This window comes from Dyella sp. SG609, assembly GCF_012275375.1.
Classification (GTDB): Bacteria; Pseudomonadota; Gammaproteobacteria; order Xanthomonadales; family Rhodanobacteraceae; genus Dyella_D; species Dyella_D marensis.
Genome location: NZ_JAAZQJ010000003.1, coordinates 402,242 through 417,934, shown reverse-complemented (window position 1 = coordinate 417,934; position 15,693 = coordinate 402,242). Strand labels below are relative to the sequence as shown.

The 15,693-nt window shown below is 68.5% G+C and carries 18 protein-coding genes and 1 tRNA gene; 9 read left to right on the top strand and 10 right to left on the bottom strand.

What is annotated here, in order from left to right; translation table 11 throughout:
• Nucleotides 1-38: 38 nt before the first annotated feature.
• The 10 genes from glpK to rsmD form a co-directional block, all read right to left on the bottom strand.
• Nucleotides 39-1,538, bottom strand: a complete 1,500-nt coding sequence (gene glpK, locus FHW85_RS08040) for a glycerol kinase GlpK (protein ID WP_168647908.1) — start codon at nt 1,536-1,538, stop codon at nt 39-41.
• Between the two features lie 12 nt (nt 1,539-1,550).
• Nucleotides 1,551-2,399, bottom strand: a complete 849-nt coding sequence (locus FHW85_RS08035; protein WP_167256675.1) for an MIP/aquaporin family protein — start codon at nt 2,397-2,399, stop codon at nt 1,551-1,553.
• A 58-nt stretch (nt 2,400-2,457) separates the two neighbouring features.
• Nucleotides 2,458-3,945, bottom strand: coding sequence for a glycerol-3-phosphate dehydrogenase (gene glpD / locus FHW85_RS08030; RefSeq protein WP_168647907.1), 1,488 nt, complete (start codon nt 3,943-3,945; stop codon nt 2,458-2,460).
• 82 nt (nt 3,946-4,027) lie between these two features.
• A complete protein-coding gene (locus FHW85_RS08025) occupies nt 4,028-5,053 on the bottom strand; it encodes a TMEM43 family protein (protein ID WP_168647906.1) in 1,026 nt (341 codons plus the stop codon).
• Nucleotides 5,050-5,904: an MBL fold metallo-hydrolase gene (locus FHW85_RS08020; RefSeq protein ID WP_168647905.1), complete on the bottom strand. Its 855-nt coding sequence runs from the start codon at nt 5,902-5,904 to the stop codon at nt 5,050-5,052. Before FHW85_RS08020 ends, FHW85_RS08025 begins: the two co-directional genes overlap by 4 nt.
• Nucleotides 5,905-5,976: 72 nt before the next feature.
• A complete protein-coding gene (gene ggt / locus FHW85_RS08015; RefSeq protein ID WP_168647904.1) occupies nt 5,977-7,713 on the bottom strand; it encodes a gamma-glutamyltransferase in 1,737 nt (578 codons plus the stop codon).
• The gene (locus FHW85_RS08010; RefSeq protein WP_167256670.1) at nt 7,710-7,967 is read right to left on the bottom strand and encodes a YfhL family 4Fe-4S dicluster ferredoxin; all 258 of its coding nucleotides are present in this window, start codon (nt 7,965-7,967) and stop codon (nt 7,710-7,712) included. The genes ggt and FHW85_RS08010 overlap by 4 nt, the downstream gene beginning before the upstream one ends.
• Before the next feature lie 130 nt (nt 7,968-8,097).
• On the bottom strand, nt 8,098-8,601 hold the full coding sequence (locus tag FHW85_RS08005) for a hypothetical protein (protein WP_167256669.1): 504 nt from the start codon (nt 8,599-8,601) through the stop codon (nt 8,098-8,100).
• A gap of 303 nt (nt 8,602-8,904) precedes the next feature.
• A complete protein-coding gene (gene coaD / locus FHW85_RS08000; RefSeq protein ID WP_026636784.1) occupies nt 8,905-9,408 on the bottom strand; it encodes a pantetheine-phosphate adenylyltransferase in 504 nt (167 codons plus the stop codon).
• Between the two features lie 53 nt (nt 9,409-9,461).
• On the bottom strand, nt 9,462-10,022 hold the full coding sequence (gene rsmD / locus FHW85_RS07995; protein WP_168647903.1) for a 16S rRNA (guanine(966)-N(2))-methyltransferase RsmD: 561 nt from the start codon (nt 10,020-10,022) through the stop codon (nt 9,462-9,464).
• Between the two features lie 104 nt (nt 10,023-10,126).
• Here rsmD and ftsY point away from each other — a divergent pair, with 104 nt between their 5' ends.
• The 9 genes from ftsY (at nt 10,127) to FHW85_RS07950 (ending at nt 15,472) form a co-directional block, all read left to right on the top strand.
• On the top strand, nt 10,127-11,272 hold the full coding sequence (gene ftsY, locus FHW85_RS07990; RefSeq protein ID WP_168647902.1) for a signal recognition particle-docking protein FtsY: 1,146 nt from the start codon (nt 10,127-10,129) through the stop codon (nt 11,270-11,272).
• Nucleotides 11,273-11,287: 15 nt separating this feature from the next.
• Nucleotides 11,288-12,373 (top strand): AsmA family protein, encoded by a 1,086-nt coding sequence (locus FHW85_RS07985; protein ID WP_343203604.1) that lies wholly within the window; start codon nt 11,288-11,290, stop codon nt 12,371-12,373.
• Nucleotides 12,374-12,384: 11 nt separating this feature from the next.
• On the top strand, nt 12,385-13,416 hold the full coding sequence (gene mutY, locus FHW85_RS07980; protein ID WP_168647989.1) for an A/G-specific adenine glycosylase: 1,032 nt from the start codon (nt 12,385-12,387) through the stop codon (nt 13,414-13,416).
• Between the two features lie 12 nt (nt 13,417-13,428).
• Entirely contained in the window at nt 13,429-13,707 is a 279-nt protein-coding gene (locus FHW85_RS07975) for an oxidative damage protection protein (protein WP_167256666.1), read from the top strand.
• Between the two features lie 73 nt (nt 13,708-13,780).
• A tRNA-Phe gene (locus FHW85_RS07970) sits at nt 13,781-13,856 on the top strand.
• Nucleotides 13,857-14,138: 282 nt separating this feature from the next.
• Nucleotides 14,139-14,315, top strand: coding sequence for a type II toxin-antitoxin system HicA family toxin (locus FHW85_RS07965; RefSeq protein WP_167256665.1), 177 nt, complete (start codon nt 14,139-14,141; stop codon nt 14,313-14,315).
• 18 nt (nt 14,316-14,333) lie between these two features.
• Entirely contained in the window at nt 14,334-14,762 is a 429-nt protein-coding gene (locus FHW85_RS07960) for a type II toxin-antitoxin system HicB family antitoxin (protein WP_167256664.1), read from the top strand.
• Between the two features lie 55 nt (nt 14,763-14,817).
• The gene (locus FHW85_RS07955; RefSeq protein ID WP_167256663.1) at nt 14,818-15,063 is read left to right on the top strand and encodes a 2-hydroxyacyl-CoA dehydratase; all 246 of its coding nucleotides are present in this window, start codon (nt 14,818-14,820) and stop codon (nt 15,061-15,063) included.
• 34 nt (nt 15,064-15,097) lie between these two features.
• A complete protein-coding gene (locus FHW85_RS07950; RefSeq protein WP_168647901.1) occupies nt 15,098-15,472 on the top strand; it encodes a DUF4180 domain-containing protein in 375 nt (124 codons plus the stop codon).
• Nucleotides 15,473-15,693: the final 221 nt, after the last annotated feature.

Below are 15,693 nucleotides of genomic sequence, written 5' to 3'. Positions count from 1 at the left end.
TCGCCTTCGGCTCACCCCAACCTACGCGGGTGTGACGATCAGTCCGGCGTGAACTCCATCGTCGCCCGCACCGCCTTCTTCCAGCCGCTATAAAGCTTCTCGCGCTTGTCCTGCGCCATCGACGGCTTGAACTCCCGGTCCACCGCCCAGCGCCGCGCGATCTCCTCGCGGCTTTGCCAGAAACCCACCGCGAGCCCGGCCAGATACGCCGCACCCTGTGCGGTGGTTTCCTGCACCTTCGGCCGCAGCAGGGTGACGTCGAGAATGTCCGCCTGGAACTGCGCCATGAAATCGTTGGCGATGGCGCCGCCGTCCGCGCGCAGCTCCTTCAGCTCGATGCCGGAGTCGCTCTGCATCGCTTCGAGCACGTCGCGGGTCTGGTACGCCATCGATTCCAGCGCCGCGCGGATGAACTGCTCTTTGGTGGTGCCGCGCGACAAGCCGAACACCGCGCCGCGCACGTCGCTGCGCCAGTACGGCGCGCCCAGGCCGACGAAGGCCGGCACGAAGTACACGCCCTCGCTGTCGCGCGCGCGCTCGGCGTAGTCCTGCGAATCGCTGGCCTTGCCCAGCATGCGCAGGCCGTCACGCAGCCACTGGATCACCGAGCCGGCGACGAAGATGCTGCCTTCCAGCGCGTATTCGACCTTGCCGTCGACACCCCAGGCGATGGTGGTGAGCAGGCCGTTCTTCGATGCCACCGCTTTCTCGCCGGTGTTCATCAGCATGAAGCAGCCGGTGCCGTAGGTGTTCTTGGCCAGGCCCGGCTCGAAGCAGGCCTGGCCGAACAGCGCGGCCTGCTGGTCGCCGGCGATGCCGGCGATCGGCACTTCGCGGCCGAAGAAATGCTTGGGCAAGGTCTGGCCGTAGATCTCGCTGGAGGACTTCACCTCAGGCAGCATCGCGCGCGGAATGTTCAGCATCCGCAGCAGCTCATCGTCCCACTGGCGCCGGTAGATGTCGTAGATCAGCGTGCGCGAGGCATTGGTGTAGTCGGTGACGTGGACCTTGCCGCCGGTGAGGTTCCAGATCAGCCAGGTGTCGATGGTGCCGAACAGCAGCTCGCCGCGTTCCGCGCGCTCCTGCGCGCCGTCGACGTGGTCGAGGATCCAGCGCACCTTGGTGCCGGCGAAGTACGCGTCGATCAGCAGGCCGGTCTTGCCGCGCACCAGCTCGTCGTAGCCTTCCTGCTTCAGCCGCTCGCAGATCGCGGCGGTCTGGCGCGACTGCCACACGATGGCGTTGTGGATCGGCTGGCCGCTGCTCTTGTCCCACACCACCGTGGTCTCGCGCTGGTTGGTGATGCCGATGCCGGCGATGCGCGCCGGGTCCACGCCGGCCTGGTTGATCACCTCGGTCATGGTCACCAGCACGCTGGTCATGATCTCGCGCGGGTTGTGCTCCACCCAGCCGGGCTGCGGGAACACCTGCGGGAATTCGCGCTGCGCGGTGCCGACGATGTGGCCGTCGTGGTCGAACAGAATGGCGCGCGAGCTGGTGGTGCCCTGGTCGATCGCCAGGATGTAGGTCTTGTCCATGGAACGCCTCGCTCAGGCCGACGTGCTGGAAGAGGAAACCGGCTTGCCCTGCGCGGCGGCCGCGCGCGCCGCTTCCAGCTCGCGCACGCGCGCCGGCAGGAACGGATGCACCAGCAGCTGGTACGCGCCGGCACCGACCACGCCGCCGATCAGCGGACCGGCGATCGGCACCCACCAGTAGTTGTCCGGACTGGGCAAGGCGGAGCCGCCCCAACCCGCGAAGAAAGCGAACACGCGCGGGCCGAAATCGCGCGCGGGGTTGATCGCCCAGGCTTCGAGATAGCCCATCGAGGCGCCGATGGTCGCCACCAGCAGGCCGATCATCAGCGCGCCGGAATTGGCGCCGGGCGCCATCTCGTTGAAGCGCTCGGTGATGGCGAAGATGCCGAACAGCAGGAAGGCAGTAAGGATCACCTGGTCCAGCAGCGCATGCATCGGCGTGATCGCCAACCCCGGATGGGTGAAGAACACGCCGGCCGCTCCGCCGGCTTCGCGGGTGAGCCCGTGCGTCTGGTTGTAATGATCGATCACCGGCCCGAACAGCACGTAGACGATGGCCGCGCCGAGAAACGCGCCGATCACCTGCGCCACCGTGTACGGCAGCACCTTCTTCCACGGAAAGCCGCGGAACAGCGCCAGCGCCAAGGTCACCGCCGGGTTGGCATGCGTGCCGGACACCGACGCGGTGGCATAGATGGCGATGGTCACCGCCAGGCCCCAGGCGATGCACACGCCCCAGTAGGCATTCTGGTACGGGCTGGGGTCGTACAGCACGTACATGCACGCCACCGAGTCGCCCAGGCCGATGATGATGAACATCGCCAGCGCTTCCGAAATCAATTCACCGATCGTCTGCCGCATTCCACCGCTCTCCTCAGGATGCGCCGGGCCGTCCGCGCCCGGCGTGTGAATCGGAATCTCAGTTCTTGGCGAAATACGCGTCGAGCCGCGCCGCGCCTTCCGCACCCACGTGCAGGCCCAGCTTGGTGCGCCGCCACAGCACGTCCTCGGCGCAGCTGGCCCATTCGTAGCGGCGCAGATAGTCCACTTCGCTGGCGTAGAGATCGGCGCCGAAATGCTCGCCGAGTTCCGCCAGCGAAGCGGCATTACCGATCACGCGCACCGACTGGCTGCCGTAGGTATGCGCGAGGCGCCAGGCCATCGCCTCGCCCAGCCAGGGACGCGTGGCGCGCAGCTGCTGCGCCAGGCCGTCGACGTCCTGGATATCGCCGCCGGGCAGCGGATGGCCCTTGCCGGTCCAGGCGGGTTCCTTGTTGCCGAGCAGGGGTGCGAGCTTGTCCACCGCTTCCTCGGCCAGCTTGCGGAAGGTGGTGAGCTTGCCGCCGAACACGTTGAGCAGGGGCGCGCCCCTGGCCGGCTCGATCTCCAGCAGGTAATCGCGCGTCACTTCCGAGGCCTTGCCGCTTTCGTCGTCGAGCAGCGGACGCACGCCGCTGTAGTTCCACACTACGTCGGCCGGCGCGATGCTGCGCTTGAAGTAGCGGTTGACCGCGTCGCACAGGTACGAGATTTCCTCCGCATCGATGCGCGGATGCGCCGGGTCGGCGCGGTATTCGACGTCGGTGGTGCCGATCAGGGTGAACTCGCGCTCGTAGGGAATGGCGAACACGATGCGCCGGTCAGGTTGCTGGAAGATGTACGCGTAGCGATGCTCGTACAGCCGGGGCACCACGATATGGCTGCCCTTGATCAGGCGCAGGCTGCGGTCGTGGCCTTCGGCGGCGACGTCGTCGAGGAAATCGACGGCCCACGGACCGGTGGCATTGACAAGCGCGCGCGCCGCCACTTCGGTGATCCTGCCGTCCGCGCCCTGCAAGCGCGCCAGCCAGCGGTCGCCGCTGCGCCGCGCGCTGACGCAGCGCGTGTGCGTCATCACGCGCGCGCCGCGCTGCACGGCGTCCATCGCGTTGAGCACCACCAGGCGGGCGTCCTGCACCCAGGCGTCGGAGTAGACGAAGCCGGTGAGGAACTCCTCGCGCAGCGGCTGGCCCACCGCATGCCGGGACAGGCGCACGCGGCGCGAGCCGGGCAGGCTGCGGCGGCCGCGCTGCAGATGGTCGTAGAGGAACAGGCCCAGGCGGATCATCCACGCCGGGCGCAGATGCGACTGGTGCGGCAGCACGAAGCGCAGCGGCCAGATGATGTGCGGCGCCACGCGCAGCAGCACCTCGCGCTCGGCCAGCGCCTTGCCCACCAGGGCGAATTCGAACTGCTCCAGATAGCGCAGGCCGCCATGGATCAACTTGGTGCTGGCGCTGGAGGTGTGCGCGGCCAGGTCGTCCTGCTCGCACAGCCAGACGCTCAAGCCCCGGCCTACCGCATCGCGCGCGATGCCGGCGCCGTTGATGCCGCCGCCCACCACCAGAACATCGACTTGCTCCGCCATGCCTCGTCCCGTGTGTGCGGTGGGGTCAACGTCCAAGATCCGTCATTCCGGCTTTCACCGGAATGACGAGATTGAGCGGCATTCAGTGAGCCGCCCGTGCATGCAGCCGCCACACCACCACGGCGAGCCCCGCCACCGCGAGCACGAACCAGTACGCGCTGGCCTGCAGGTCCTTGCCCAGCCACATGACCCCCGCCACGGCGCCGGCGAGCAGCACGCCCGCGCCCAGCGCGATCAGCGGCGCGTGATGGTCGGACATCCGGCTGCGCAGCAGCAGGAAGATGCCCAGGCTGACCAGCAGCACCGCCAGCACGCGCCGCGCCACGGCGAAGACCGGCGGCTCCGGCACGTCCGGCAGCACGTCGACCAGGCGGCGTTCGCCGACCTGCACGTCATAGCCCTTGCCGTCGGCGGCGTCGCTGGCCGGCACCAGCAGGTCGCCCTGCGGACGGGCGAAGACGGTGAGCACCTGCACCGGGATGGCTTCCCAGCTCACGCGCAGGTCGCCCAGGCGCGGATGCTCGGGGCTGGCGCTGGTCACCAGGTAATCGCCGTAGCTGGAAAAGCTCGCGGCAAGATTCGCCGGCAGCGTCTTCAGGTCGGGACCGATCAGGTCGCCGCCCGGCAAGGCATGCAGCAAGGCGGGAGCGAGCGCATAGCCGCCGATCTTCACCAGGCCGGCATCGAACTGCTTGCCCTGGATGGGGAAGGCGCCCGGGTTGGCGTGGCCGGCGGGCTTTTCGAAACGGCTGGCGTCGAGCGGGCGGTCGACCCAGTCCTGCTCGTAATGCACGTCGCTGCCGACGCGCACTTCGCGCCACTGGAACATCTCCACGTGGCGCACCAGCACCGGCGTGGCCACGCGCTGGTTGAATTCGGGATCGAGCGGCGCGTCGACCACGTTGAGCCGCCCGCTGACGCGAACCATATAGCGGTCCTTGCCGACGTCGGGGCGCGCATCGCCCTGCACGTCCAGTACCTGGCCGCCGTGGCGCTCGGCGGCGACGCGATGCTCGATCGCCGCCTGCTCGGTCATCGCCACCAGCCCCAGGCCCGCCAGCACCAGCACGGCGCCGGCCACTCCCGCCAGCCACTGCCGCGCGCTCATGCGCGCACCAGCCCGGCGAGCTCGCGCCGTTCGTCGGCGGTGCCGTAGCGGCCGCGCTCGTCGCGCACCACGCGGGCGATGGCGCAGTCGTGGTCGTGGGTGAAGAACAGTTCGATGCCGCGCGCGAGCTTGTCTTCGAGGAAGGCGCGCTTCTCGTCGATGATCTCTTCGGGGTAGCGGTCGTAGCCCATGGTGATCGGCAGGTGCACCCAGAAGCGGCCGGGGATGAGGTCGGCGCAGAACACCACGCCGCCCACTTCGGCCAGCATCAGCCCGGGCGTATGGCCGTCCGAATAGCTGAAGCGCACCGACGCGCCCAGCGTCGCGGAATGCTCGCCTTCGACCAGCTCCAGCCGCCCGCTGTCTTCCAGCAGCGCCTGCAGTTCGGGAATGAACGAGGCGCGGTCGCGCGGATGCGGCTGCTGCGCGCGGCGCCAGTGTTCGGCGCCCACCACGTAGGTGGCCTTGGGGAACAGCAGGCTGGGCGGCTCGCCTTCTTCCCACGCGGCGAGCAGGCCGCCGGCGTGGTCGAAGTGCAGGTGCGACAGCACCACCACGTCGATGTCCTGGTGCGACAGGCCGGCCTGGGCCAGCGAGTCGAGCAGCACGTGGCGTTCTTCCATCACACCGTAGCGTTCGCGCAGCGCGGGCTCGAAGAAGGCGCCGATGCCGGTTTCGAACAGCACGTTGCGGCCGTCAAGATCCTTGGCGAGCAGGCAGCGGCAGGCCAGCGGAATGCGGTTCTGCGCATCGGGCGCGATCCAGCGCGACCACAATGCCTTCGGCGCGTTACCGAACATGGCACCGCCGTCGAGCTGCTGGGAGTTACCGGTGAGCGACCACAACTGCATGGAAATCCCCTGCCCTACCACTTGTCTCATGGCACCGGCGCGCGCCCCCTTAGCAGCGCGCCGGCGTTCCTCTTACTGCACCTTGCCCAGGCCCGACGGCCGGCGCGGATCGCTGGCCGCGTCGAGCTTGCCGCTCTTGAGGTCCCAGGTGACCACGTTCATATAGCCCCACGGCGAGCGGGATTTCAGCGTATGGCCCATGCGGGTCAGCGCGTCGGCGGTGGCGGCGTCGAACACGCCCTCCTCCACGTCCACGCGGTCCGGCATGTACTGGTGATGGAAGCGCTTCTGCCCGGCGATGCCGAGCGCGTCCTTGCCGTCGATGAACGCCATGATGCCTTCCAGCACCTGGGTGATGATGGTGGAGCCGCCCGGCGAGCCGATCACGCCGACGCGGTCGGCGCCGAACACGATGCTCGGCGTCATCGACGACAGCATGCGCTTGCCCGGTGCCGGCGCGTTGGCGGCGCTGCCGAGCAGGCCGTAGACGTTGGGCATGTTCGGCACCAGGGCGAAGTCGTCCATCTCGTCGTTGAGCAGCACGCCGGTGCCGTCGGCGACGAAGGTGGAACCCAGGGTGTAGTTAACCGTGAGCGTGATCGAGGCGATATTGCCCTCGCGGTCGATCACCGAGAAATGCGTGGTGTGCATGCCCGGATCGACGCCGGTGCTCGCCGGCAGCATCGCTGAAGGCGTGGCCTTGTCCGGCAGGATGGTCTGGCGCAGGCCGGCCGCGTAGTAAGGCGACAGCAGCATGTCCAGCGGCATCTTCACGAAGTCCGGGTCGCCCAGGTAATCGTTGTGGTCGCGGAAGGCGCGGCGCATCGCCTCGATCACCAGATGCGTGCGGTGCGCGTCGTCCAGCTTGGCCAGGTCGAAGCCGGAAAGAATATTGAGGATCTCGGCCACCGCCACGCCGCCCGAGGAAGGCGGCGGCGCGGTGACGATGCGGTAGCCGCGGTAGTCGACCACGATCGGCGCGCGCTCCTTCACCTGGTAGCTCTCCAGGTCCTTGGCGCTCCAGTGGCCGCCGGCCGCGTTCACCGCGGCGACCAGCTTCTGCGCCACGTCGCCGCGATAGAAACCGTCGTGGCCCTGCTCGCCCAGCCGTTCCAGCGTGCGGGCCTGGCCGGGATCGCGCCAGGTCTCGCCCTTGCCCGGCACCTTGCCGCCCGGCAGGAACTTGGCGGCGGAAGCGGGCCAGCGCCGGATGTCCTTCTGGCGTTCCTCGATGGCGTTGAGCAGGCGGCTGTCCGGCTCGAAACCGTCGCGGGCCAGGCGCACCGCCGGGGCCAGCGACTCCTTCAGCGGCAGCTTGCCGTAGTGCCTGGCCAGCCAGGCCAGGCCGGCCGGTTCGCCGGGAATGCCGGCGGAGAGCGGGCCGTTGAGCGCGGCGTCGCGGTTGGGCGAGCCGTCGGCGCTGAGGTAGTCCTTGGCGTTCACCGAAGCCGGCGCGGTCTCGCGCGCATCGATGAAGATGTCCTTGCCGTCGGCAGCGCGGTGCAGCACCGCCATGAAACCGCCGCCGATGCCGGAGCTTTCCGGTTCCACCACCGACAGCGCGGAGGCCACCGCGATCGCCGCGTCGAAGGCGTTGCCGCCCTTGGCGATCACTTCGAGGCCGGCCTCGGTGGCGTGGAAGTTGGCGCTGGCGATGGCGGCCTTGCCCGGGCCCTTCAGCGCGATTGGCGTCTTCGCCGCGGCGGGAACGTTATGCGGACCATCCGCACAGGCGGCGCCACTGACCAGCAGCAGGCCCAACAGCACGGCGCGGGCGCGCAGCGCCGGCCACTTCACGGAAAACCTCATGCCTGCCCCTCGTTCATCAACTGGCGGTACTTGAGTTGAAGCTGTTCCTGCGTCTCGGTGTGCTCGGGGTCGACCAGGATGCATTCGACCGGGCAGACCTCGATGCATTGCGGTTCGTCATGATGCCCCACGCACTCGGTGCACAGCGCCGGGTCGATCACGTAGTACTCCTCGCCCAGCGAGATAGCCTTGTTCGGACAGACCGGTTCGCATACGTCGCAGTTGACGCAGGTATCGAGGATTTTCAGGGACATCGCGCGAGTGTACACGGTAGCGCCGGATGCCGCGGCGCAGCAATCGGCCCGGGGCCCGGGATTTCGCCCAATAAAAAACCCGCGGCGTCTGCACGCCGCGGGTTCTTGCCGCGAAGGCCGCAACCCTGGCTTACATCGCCACGAAGCGCAGCTTGGCGCCGGTCGGCTGCAGCGCGGTGGTGACGCGCGCCTCGTCGGCCTGGTCGCCGATGAACAGGATGATCACGTCCTTGAAGGAACCCGGCTTGGCATCCTTGAAGGCTTCGATGATCAGGTCGGCGGTCTTGGCCGATTCCGGACCGGCGAACACCAGCATATTGCCCGGCAGCACGCCGCGGGCCACGGTGTCCTGCACGTTCGACAGCTGGCGGTCGCGCTTGGCTTTGTCGTCGTCGCTGTCGCCGGCGTTCACCAGGTAGGGGTACGGGCGATCGGCGGTCATGCCCTGCATGTTCTTCTGCACGATCTGGCCGAGGTACGCGTTCCAGGCCTTGGCGTCGTTCGGGTCGGTCGGCTTGGAAACCTGCGCGGTCTGCGTGGTGGCCTGGCTGGCGTTCTCGTCCTCGCCCTTGTTGCAGCCGGCGAGGGCCAGCGAGCCGAGCGCGATGGCGGCAAGGAGTGCGTACTTGTACATGGTGGTCACCCTGGAGTTCTTGGAAGTCTGGAGGTGGATCCCGGAAGACAGGACCCTCCGGTGCCGCTGACGGGAACGCTGCCCCTGTCCGCAGGATGGCCGGGAGCATACACGAGCGCCCCCGATGCAAACCACGCTTAGGGAACCTCTGATCTATTCCTACGTACCCGGCATGACGTCCAGAAGGCCCGCAGGCGTGGCCGCGCGACTTGGCAAGACGGCCAGTCTTCCCGGCGCCGCGCGGCCACGCCTGCGGGCCTTCTGGACGTCATGCCGGGTACGTAGGAATAGATCAGAGGTTCCCTAGATACGGCGCTGGCGCATCGCCTGCTGCACGGCCGGGTGCACGAAACCGGAGATGTCGCCGCCGAGGCGGCCGATCTCGCGCACCAGCGAAGACGAGATGAAGCTGTACTGCTCGGCCGGGGTGAGGAACAGCGTTTCCACGCCGGGAATCAGATGGCGGTTCATGCTGGCCAGCTGGAATTCGTATTCGAAGTCCGACACCGCGCGCAGGCCGCGGATGATGACGCCGGCGTGGATTTCGCGCACGAAGTCCGCCAGCAGGCAGTCGAAGCCGCGCACTTCCACGTTGCGCAGGTCGGCCAGGGCCAGCCGCGCCAGCGCGATGCGCTCGTTGAGGCTGAAGCCCGGGCCCTTGCCTCCCTTGTTCTGGCTTTCGGCCACGGCCACCACCACCCGCTCGAACAGCGGCGCGGCGCGCGCGACCAGGTCGGCGTGTCCGTTGGTGATCGGATCGAAGGTGCCCGGATAGACGGCGAGACGCGTATTGACCGGCGGATTCACGTGGGCTTCGACGCTGCGGCGAAAAGGACCGGTAGCTTAGCGCCTGGGCTGGCTCAGGCAACCCGCCGATAGAGTGCGTAGCGCACCTCGCCGGCATGGCCCTCGCGATGGAGCTGCCATGCAGGCGGCAGGCTCAGCGTCTTGCCGCGCGGCGATTCGACGTAGATCCACGCCGAAGGCGACAGCCAGCCGCCGCTTTCCAGCCGCCTGGACAGCGGCTCCCACAGCTCCAGCGCGAAGGGCGGGTCGAGGAAGACCACGCCGTACGGCCGCGCCGGGCCTTGCAGGTAAGCCCCGGCATCCGCCGCCGCCACCTCGCCGCCGGCCGCCTTCAAGCGGACAAGGTTGCCGCGCAGGGCCTGCGCCGCGCGCGGATCGCGCTCCACGAACTGCGTGCGCGCCGCGCCGCGCGACAGCGCCTCGATGCCCAGCGCCCCGGTCCCTGCGCACAGATCCAGGCATTCCGCACCGGCGATCACCGGCGCCAGCCAGTTGAACAGCGTTTCGCGCACCCGCTCGGCGGTGGGGCGCAGGCCCGGCAGTCCGGGTACGTCCAGACGGGAATTGCGCAGCGTGCCGCCGATGATGCGGATGCGCCCGGCCGCGCCGCTCATGTGAACCGCGGCCGCGCCGCGATGCGCGGGGTGCCGGCTGGGAGTCGGGGAGGAAAAGTCGGGGGTGGTAGCATGGGCGGCATTGTCTTCGAATCCCCGCCGCAATGCTCAAGTTCTGGAAGAAGAAACCCGCCGAGACGCCCACGCCGCCGCCGGCCGAGCAGGCTGCAGACGAGCAGGCCGCCGACGCTCCGGCCGCGGCCATTCCGCACGACGCGGATGCCGGCTCGCTGGATAACCCCGCGCTCGGCGAGGCACTGTCGGAAGCCGCCCCGCCGGCCGAACCCGACACCGAGGAACACCCCTTCGAAGTCCCCGCCGCCGAAGCCGCTCCGGCCAAGCGCAGCTGGCGCGAACGCCTGTCCGGCAGCTCCTTCGCGCGCGGCCTGAGTTCGCTGTTCAGCCGCAACCCCAAGCTCGACGACGCTTTGCTCGACGAGCTGGAAACCACCCTGATCACCGCCGACGTCGGCATCGAAGCCAGCACCTCGCTGGTGGAAGACCTGCGCAAGCGCATGCACAAGCGCGAGTTCGGCGACGCCGCCGCCCTGCTGGCCGCGCTGCGCAAGGAACTGGTGACCCTGCTGGCGCCGGTGCAGCAGCCGCTCGACGTCAGCGGACGCAAGCCCTTCGTGGTGCTCACCGTGGGCATCAACGGCGTCGGCAAGACCACCACCATCGGCAAGCTGGCGCGCCGCTACCGCGACGAGAACCGCGCGGTGCTGCTCGCCGCCGGCGATACCTTCCGCGCCGCCGCGGTGGAACAGCTCAAGACCTGGGGCGCGCGCAACAGCGTGCCGGTGATCGCGCAGGGCCAGGACGCCGATTCGGCCAGCGTGATCTTCGATGCGCTGCAGGCCGCGCGCTCGCGCGGCGCCGACGTGCTGATCGCCGACACCGCCGGCCGCCTGCATACCCAGGGCGGCCTGATGGACGAGCTGGGCAAGATCGCCCGCGTGCTGAAGAAGCTCGACGCCGACGCGCCGCACGAGGTGCTGATGGTGATCGACGGCACCACCGGCCAGAACGCGGTGAGCCAGGTGCGCCAGTTCCGCCAGATCGTGGGCGTGACCGGCCTGGTGGTGACCAAGCTGGACGGCACCGCCAAGGGCGGCGTGGTGTTCGCGCTGGCCCGCGAGTTCGGGCTGCCGATCCGCTATGTCGGCCTGGGCGAAAGCGCCACGGACCTGCGCGTGTTCGACGCCCAGGATTACGTGGACGGCCTGCTGCCGGCCAGCATCGGTGCCTGACGGTATGCGCCAGCCATGCGAGTGACCCTGCCGCGCTGGCTGCGCATCGCGCTGTGGAGCGTCGGCGGCCTGGCGCTGGTCGGGCTGCTGACCGCGGTGATCTCGCTGTACCTGCTGCTGCAGCCGAGCCGCTTCACCGCGCTGCTGCAGCGCGAAGCCAGCAACGCCGGCCTGGTGCTCAATCTCGCCAGCCCCGCCAGCCCCACCTTGTTCCCGCGCCCCGCGCTGGAACTGCAGGGGCTCACGCTGAGCGCGAAAGACGCCAGCATGCCGATCCTGCTCGCCGCGCGCGGGCGCCTGCAGCTGCCGTGGCGCGCGCTGCTGGGCAAGGAGACGGTGATTTCGCGGCTGGAGATCGATTCTCCGCGCGTGGACCTGGACGCACTGGAAGCCTGGGCCGCCAGCCTGCCGCCGCGTTCGGCCGGCGAGCCGCCGCAGATTCCGCGCATCGACGCCGGCGTGCGCGTGACGCGCGGCAGCCTGGTGCGCGGCAATCAATTGCTGCTGGGCGACGTGTCGCTGGATACCGGCAGCCTGATCTCCGGCCAGCCGTTTCCGCTGTCGATTTCCGCCAAGGATGCAGCGGGCGAACCGCTGCAGCTGGATCTGTCGGCGACGCCGCGCCTGAAGGGCGACACGCTGCAACTGGATGCGCTGGGCGTGCACTTCTCCCAAGGCAGCACGCTCACCTTGCAACTGTCCGGCGACGCACACTGGCACGGCGCCGCCGATGCCTCGCTGCGCCTGCGCGGCAAGCTCGATCACGCCGAGGCCGGCGTCTACGACACCTCGCTGGTGCTGACTCCCGCCAACCAGGTCGACCCGCTGCTGCTGGCGGTCAAGCTCGACGGCCCCGGCAACCACGCCGACCTGCGCCTGCCGCCGCTGGCGCTGGCCGACTGGTGGGCGCAGCTCAACCATCCGCAGGGTCCGCGCCTGAGCGTGCCGCCCGGCAGCGGCACCGCCGAGATCGCCAAGCTGGAAAGCGGCGGCGTGAGCATCGAAGGCCTGAGCATCAAGACCGGCGTCGCCCCGGTGTCCGCGGCTTCCGCGGCCGCGCCCGCCGACAGCAAGTCCGCCGCGCCGCGCGCACCGAAATGAGCAAGCTCGCGATGCCCGATTTCGCCACCCGGCTGCTGGCGTGGTTCGACCGCCATGGCCGCCACGACCTGCCCTGGCAGCATCCGCGCGATGCCTACCGCGTATGGCTGTCGGAGGTGATGCTGCAGCAGACCCAGGTCGGCACGGTGATTCCCTACTTCCAGCGCTTCGTCGGCTCGCTGCCGACGCTGCGCGACCTGGCCGCGGCGGATGAGGACACGGTGCTCGCACTGTGGTCGGGCCTGGGCTACTACCGCCGCGCCCGCTTTCTGCATCGCGCCGCGCAGCTGTGCGTGGAACAGCACGGCGGCGAACTGCCGCGCGATTTCGATGCGCTCGCTGCCCTGCCCGGCATCGGCCGCTCCACCGCCGGTGCCATCCTGGCGCAGGCGCACGGGCTGCGCTTCGCCATCCTGGACGGCAACGTCAAGCGCGTGCTGACACGCCATCTCGGCATCCACGGGCATCCCGGGCAGAGCGCGGTGGAAAAAGAACTGTGGCGGCATGCGCAGGCGTACACGCCGGCCGCGCGCGTCGCCGACTACACGCAGGCGATCATGGATCTGGGCGCCACCGTCTGCGTACGCTCGAAGCCGAAGTGCGAGGACTGCCCCGTCGCCGCCGACTGCGTGGCGAAACGCGACCAGCTCACCGCGCAACTACCCAGCGCCAAGCCCGGCAAGGCCGTGCCCACGCGCTCCACCGTAATGCTGCTGCTGCGCGACGAACGCCGCCGCGTGCTGCTGGAACGCCGCGGCCCGCAGGGCGTATGGGCCGGCCTGTGGAGCCTGCCGGAAGCCGAGGGCACCGAAGAGGCCTGGCGCAAGGCGCAGCAGCTGGCGCGTATCGACGATGCCCAGGCGCTCACGCCCTTCGTGCACGTCTTCAGCCATTACCGCCTGCAGGTGGAGCCGCTGCTGTTCGACGGCGCGACAGCGCATCGCGCCATCGCCGATAATCCCGCGCTGCGCTGGTGCGACACCGGCGACCTCGCCGCGCTCGGCCTGCCCGCTCCCGTGCGCACCCTGCTGCAAAGTCTTTAAGGAAACTCCGCGATGAGCCGTACCATCCGCTGCGCCAAGCTCGGCATCGAAGCCGAAGGCCTGGACTTCGCCCCCTGGCCCGGCCCGCTCGGCCAGCGCATCTACGCGGAAATCTCCAAGCCCGCCTGGCAGGAATGGCTGGCGCACCAGACCATGCTGATCAACGAATACCGCCTCAACCCGCTGGACCCGAAGGCGCGCAAGTTCCTGGGCGAGGAAATGGAAAAATTCCTGTTCGGCGGCGACGTCGCACAGCCGGAAGGCTATGTGGCGCCCGACGCGGATTCTTGACGGCCGCGGCGAACTTCGGTTTAATGCGCGGCTCCACGCAGTACCGATGACCTTCCTGGTCGTCAGCACTTCTGGCCGAGTAGCTCAGTTGGTAGAGCAGGGGATTGAAAATCCCCGTGTCGGCGGTTCGATTCCGTCCTCGGCCACCATCTCAAGCGGTTTTCCAGCGTTGCGCTGAAGCAGCCGCAAAAATCCCAGGCTTGCTAAAGATCGGATCGTTCGTTCGACGAGCGGTGCGTCGCGCTCGCGTCGTCGCGCATACCCGTCGAACGAAGCGCATGCGCATCGGATAGTCCGCGCCCTGCCCGGTGCAGCGTAAGCGCAAGCCCAAAAGCAGGCCTGGTTACGCCGATCGGCCCGCGCCGGCCTCTAGCCTGTCGCTGTTCGCCCCTCGCCCATTGACCGATACACACTACGTGTGTATAAAAGCCATGAACAGCGCCGACCTTCTCAAGCTCCTCCGATCCAAAGGCTTCTTTCTGGTCGGCGTCCGCGGCAGCCACCACAAGCTGCGCAATGCGGCCCGGATCACGGTGATCATTCCTCATCCCAAGAAGGACCTGGGCAAGGGACTGGTCGCCGCCATACTCAAGCAGGCCGGCCTTTGAGCCTTGCCCGAGGTGCCTATGCGTTACCCCGTCGTCATCGAAACCGGCAACGATAAAACCGCCTTCGGCGTCATCGTCCCCGACTTCCCCGGTGTATTCAGCGCCGGCGACACGCTGGACGAAGCCCTGGCCCAGGCCGAAGAAGCCATCCTGTTCGCGCTCGAAGACGTGGTGAGCGAAGGCAAGGACTTTCCCGCCGCGTCGAATCTCGCCGACCTGATCTCGGGCAAGGACCCCAGGGGCGGCCCAAGGCATTTCCCGGCCACCCGGTGGGCCTGGCACGTCATCGACGTCGACACCTCCAGGCTCACCGCCAAGGCCATCCGCGTGAACATCACCGTGCCGGAGCCGCTGCTCAAGATGATCGACCGCTATGTCGCCGAACATCCCGGCGAATCGCGCAGCGGCATCCTGGTGCGCGGCGCCCAGGCCATCATCAACCGCTAGCATCCGGCGATGCGGCTGCTACATTCCCCTCCTCCCGACAAGAACCCCCGCAGCAATGCCTACTCGCATTTCTGACGATATCTGGCGTCAGTTCCAGGAAGAACTCGCAGCTGTCGATCGCAAACCTTCCGCGCCGCTGTCGCGCGACGAACTGGCCCGCCTCAATCCGGAGCAGCGCCTGGCGCTGGCCAGGACCGAGTTCATGGACATCAAGCGCAAGTACGGCTTGAAAGTGGACGACGTGCTCACCTTCCTCCCGGAAGAGGAAGTAGTGACTTATCTGCAGCAGCTGATGAACTGAGCCGCGCGCCACGCCCCACGGAAGGATCAGGAACATGCTCGAAGGCATCTCCACGCTCGCCGGCACCCGTGTGCTGGTCTATGCCGCGCAAGGTCCGCTGCTGGCGCAGGAGCGCGACGCGAACGATCTGATCGCCGAGGCCGGCGTGCACGAGGCCACGTGGGTCGCCTTGCCCGCCGAACGTCTGCACGAAGACTTCTTCCGCCTCGACACCCGCCTGGCCGGCGCGATGCTGCAGAAGTTCGTCAACTACGGCGTGCGTGTCGCGGTGATCGGCAACATCGATGCGTGGCTGGAACGCAGCAAGGCGCTGCGCGATTTCGCGCATGAGACCAATCGCGGAGCGATGTTCTGGTTCGTCGGCGATATGGCTGCGTTCGAGCACAAGCTGCAGAACTTCCCGGACTGAACCGCGCGGCACCCGGCTCGCCTAATAGGACTTATCTGATTCCGGGCGTCGAGCCTCATCGGCACGATGCTCAGGTGCCCGCGGCGAGGTCAGTTGCACGTGCCCCCTTGCCAGCCCGACCCTCGCCGCGGGCCACCTTCCTACTGCCGGGGATGGCCGGTACTGGCGAGCACGCCAGCGGCGGCGAGGTCGTCGGAGCGACTCGCCGCCGGGATTTTTTC

Coding starts and splice junctions, on each gene's coding strand:
- glpK (WP_168647908.1), bottom strand. CDS start 1,538: ATGGACAAGACCTACATCCTGGCGATCGACCAGGGCACCACCAGCTCG.
- FHW85_RS08035 (WP_167256675.1), bottom strand. CDS start 2,399: ATGCGGCAGACGATCGGTGAATTGATTTCGGAAGCGCTGGCGATGTTC.
- glpD (WP_168647907.1), bottom strand. CDS start 3,945: ATGGCGGAGCAAGTCGATGTTCTGGTGGTGGGCGGCGGCATCAACGGC.
- FHW85_RS08025 (WP_168647906.1), bottom strand. CDS start 5,053: ATGAGCGCGCGGCAGTGGCTGGCGGGAGTGGCCGGCGCCGTGCTGGTG.
- FHW85_RS08020 (WP_168647905.1), bottom strand. CDS start 5,904: ATGCAGTTGTGGTCGCTCACCGGTAACTCCCAGCAGCTCGACGGCGGT.
- ggt (WP_168647904.1), bottom strand. CDS start 7,713: ATGAGGTTTTCCGTGAAGTGGCCGGCGCTGCGCGCCCGCGCCGTGCTG.
- FHW85_RS08010 (WP_167256670.1), bottom strand. CDS start 7,967: ATGTCCCTGAAAATCCTCGATACCTGCGTCAACTGCGACGTATGCGAA.
- FHW85_RS08005 (WP_167256669.1), bottom strand. CDS start 8,601: ATGTACAAGTACGCACTCCTTGCCGCCATCGCGCTCGGCTCGCTGGCC.
- rsmD (WP_168647903.1), bottom strand. CDS start 10,022: ATGAGCGGCGCGGCCGGGCGCATCCGCATCATCGGCGGCACGCTGCGC.
- ftsY (WP_168647902.1), top strand. CDS start 10,127: ATGCTCAAGTTCTGGAAGAAGAAACCCGCCGAGACGCCCACGCCGCCG.
- FHW85_RS07985 (WP_343203604.1), top strand. CDS start 11,288: ATGCGAGTGACCCTGCCGCGCTGGCTGCGCATCGCGCTGTGGAGCGTC.
- mutY (WP_168647989.1), top strand. CDS start 12,385: ATGCCCGATTTCGCCACCCGGCTGCTGGCGTGGTTCGACCGCCATGGC.
- FHW85_RS07975 (WP_167256666.1), top strand. CDS start 13,429: ATGAGCCGTACCATCCGCTGCGCCAAGCTCGGCATCGAAGCCGAAGGC.
- FHW85_RS07965 (WP_167256665.1), top strand. CDS start 14,139: ATGAACAGCGCCGACCTTCTCAAGCTCCTCCGATCCAAAGGCTTCTTT.
- FHW85_RS07960 (WP_167256664.1), top strand. CDS start 14,334: ATGCGTTACCCCGTCGTCATCGAAACCGGCAACGATAAAACCGCCTTC.
- FHW85_RS07955 (WP_167256663.1), top strand. CDS start 14,818: ATGCCTACTCGCATTTCTGACGATATCTGGCGTCAGTTCCAGGAAGAA.
- FHW85_RS07950 (WP_168647901.1), top strand. CDS start 15,098: ATGCTCGAAGGCATCTCCACGCTCGCCGGCACCCGTGTGCTGGTCTAT.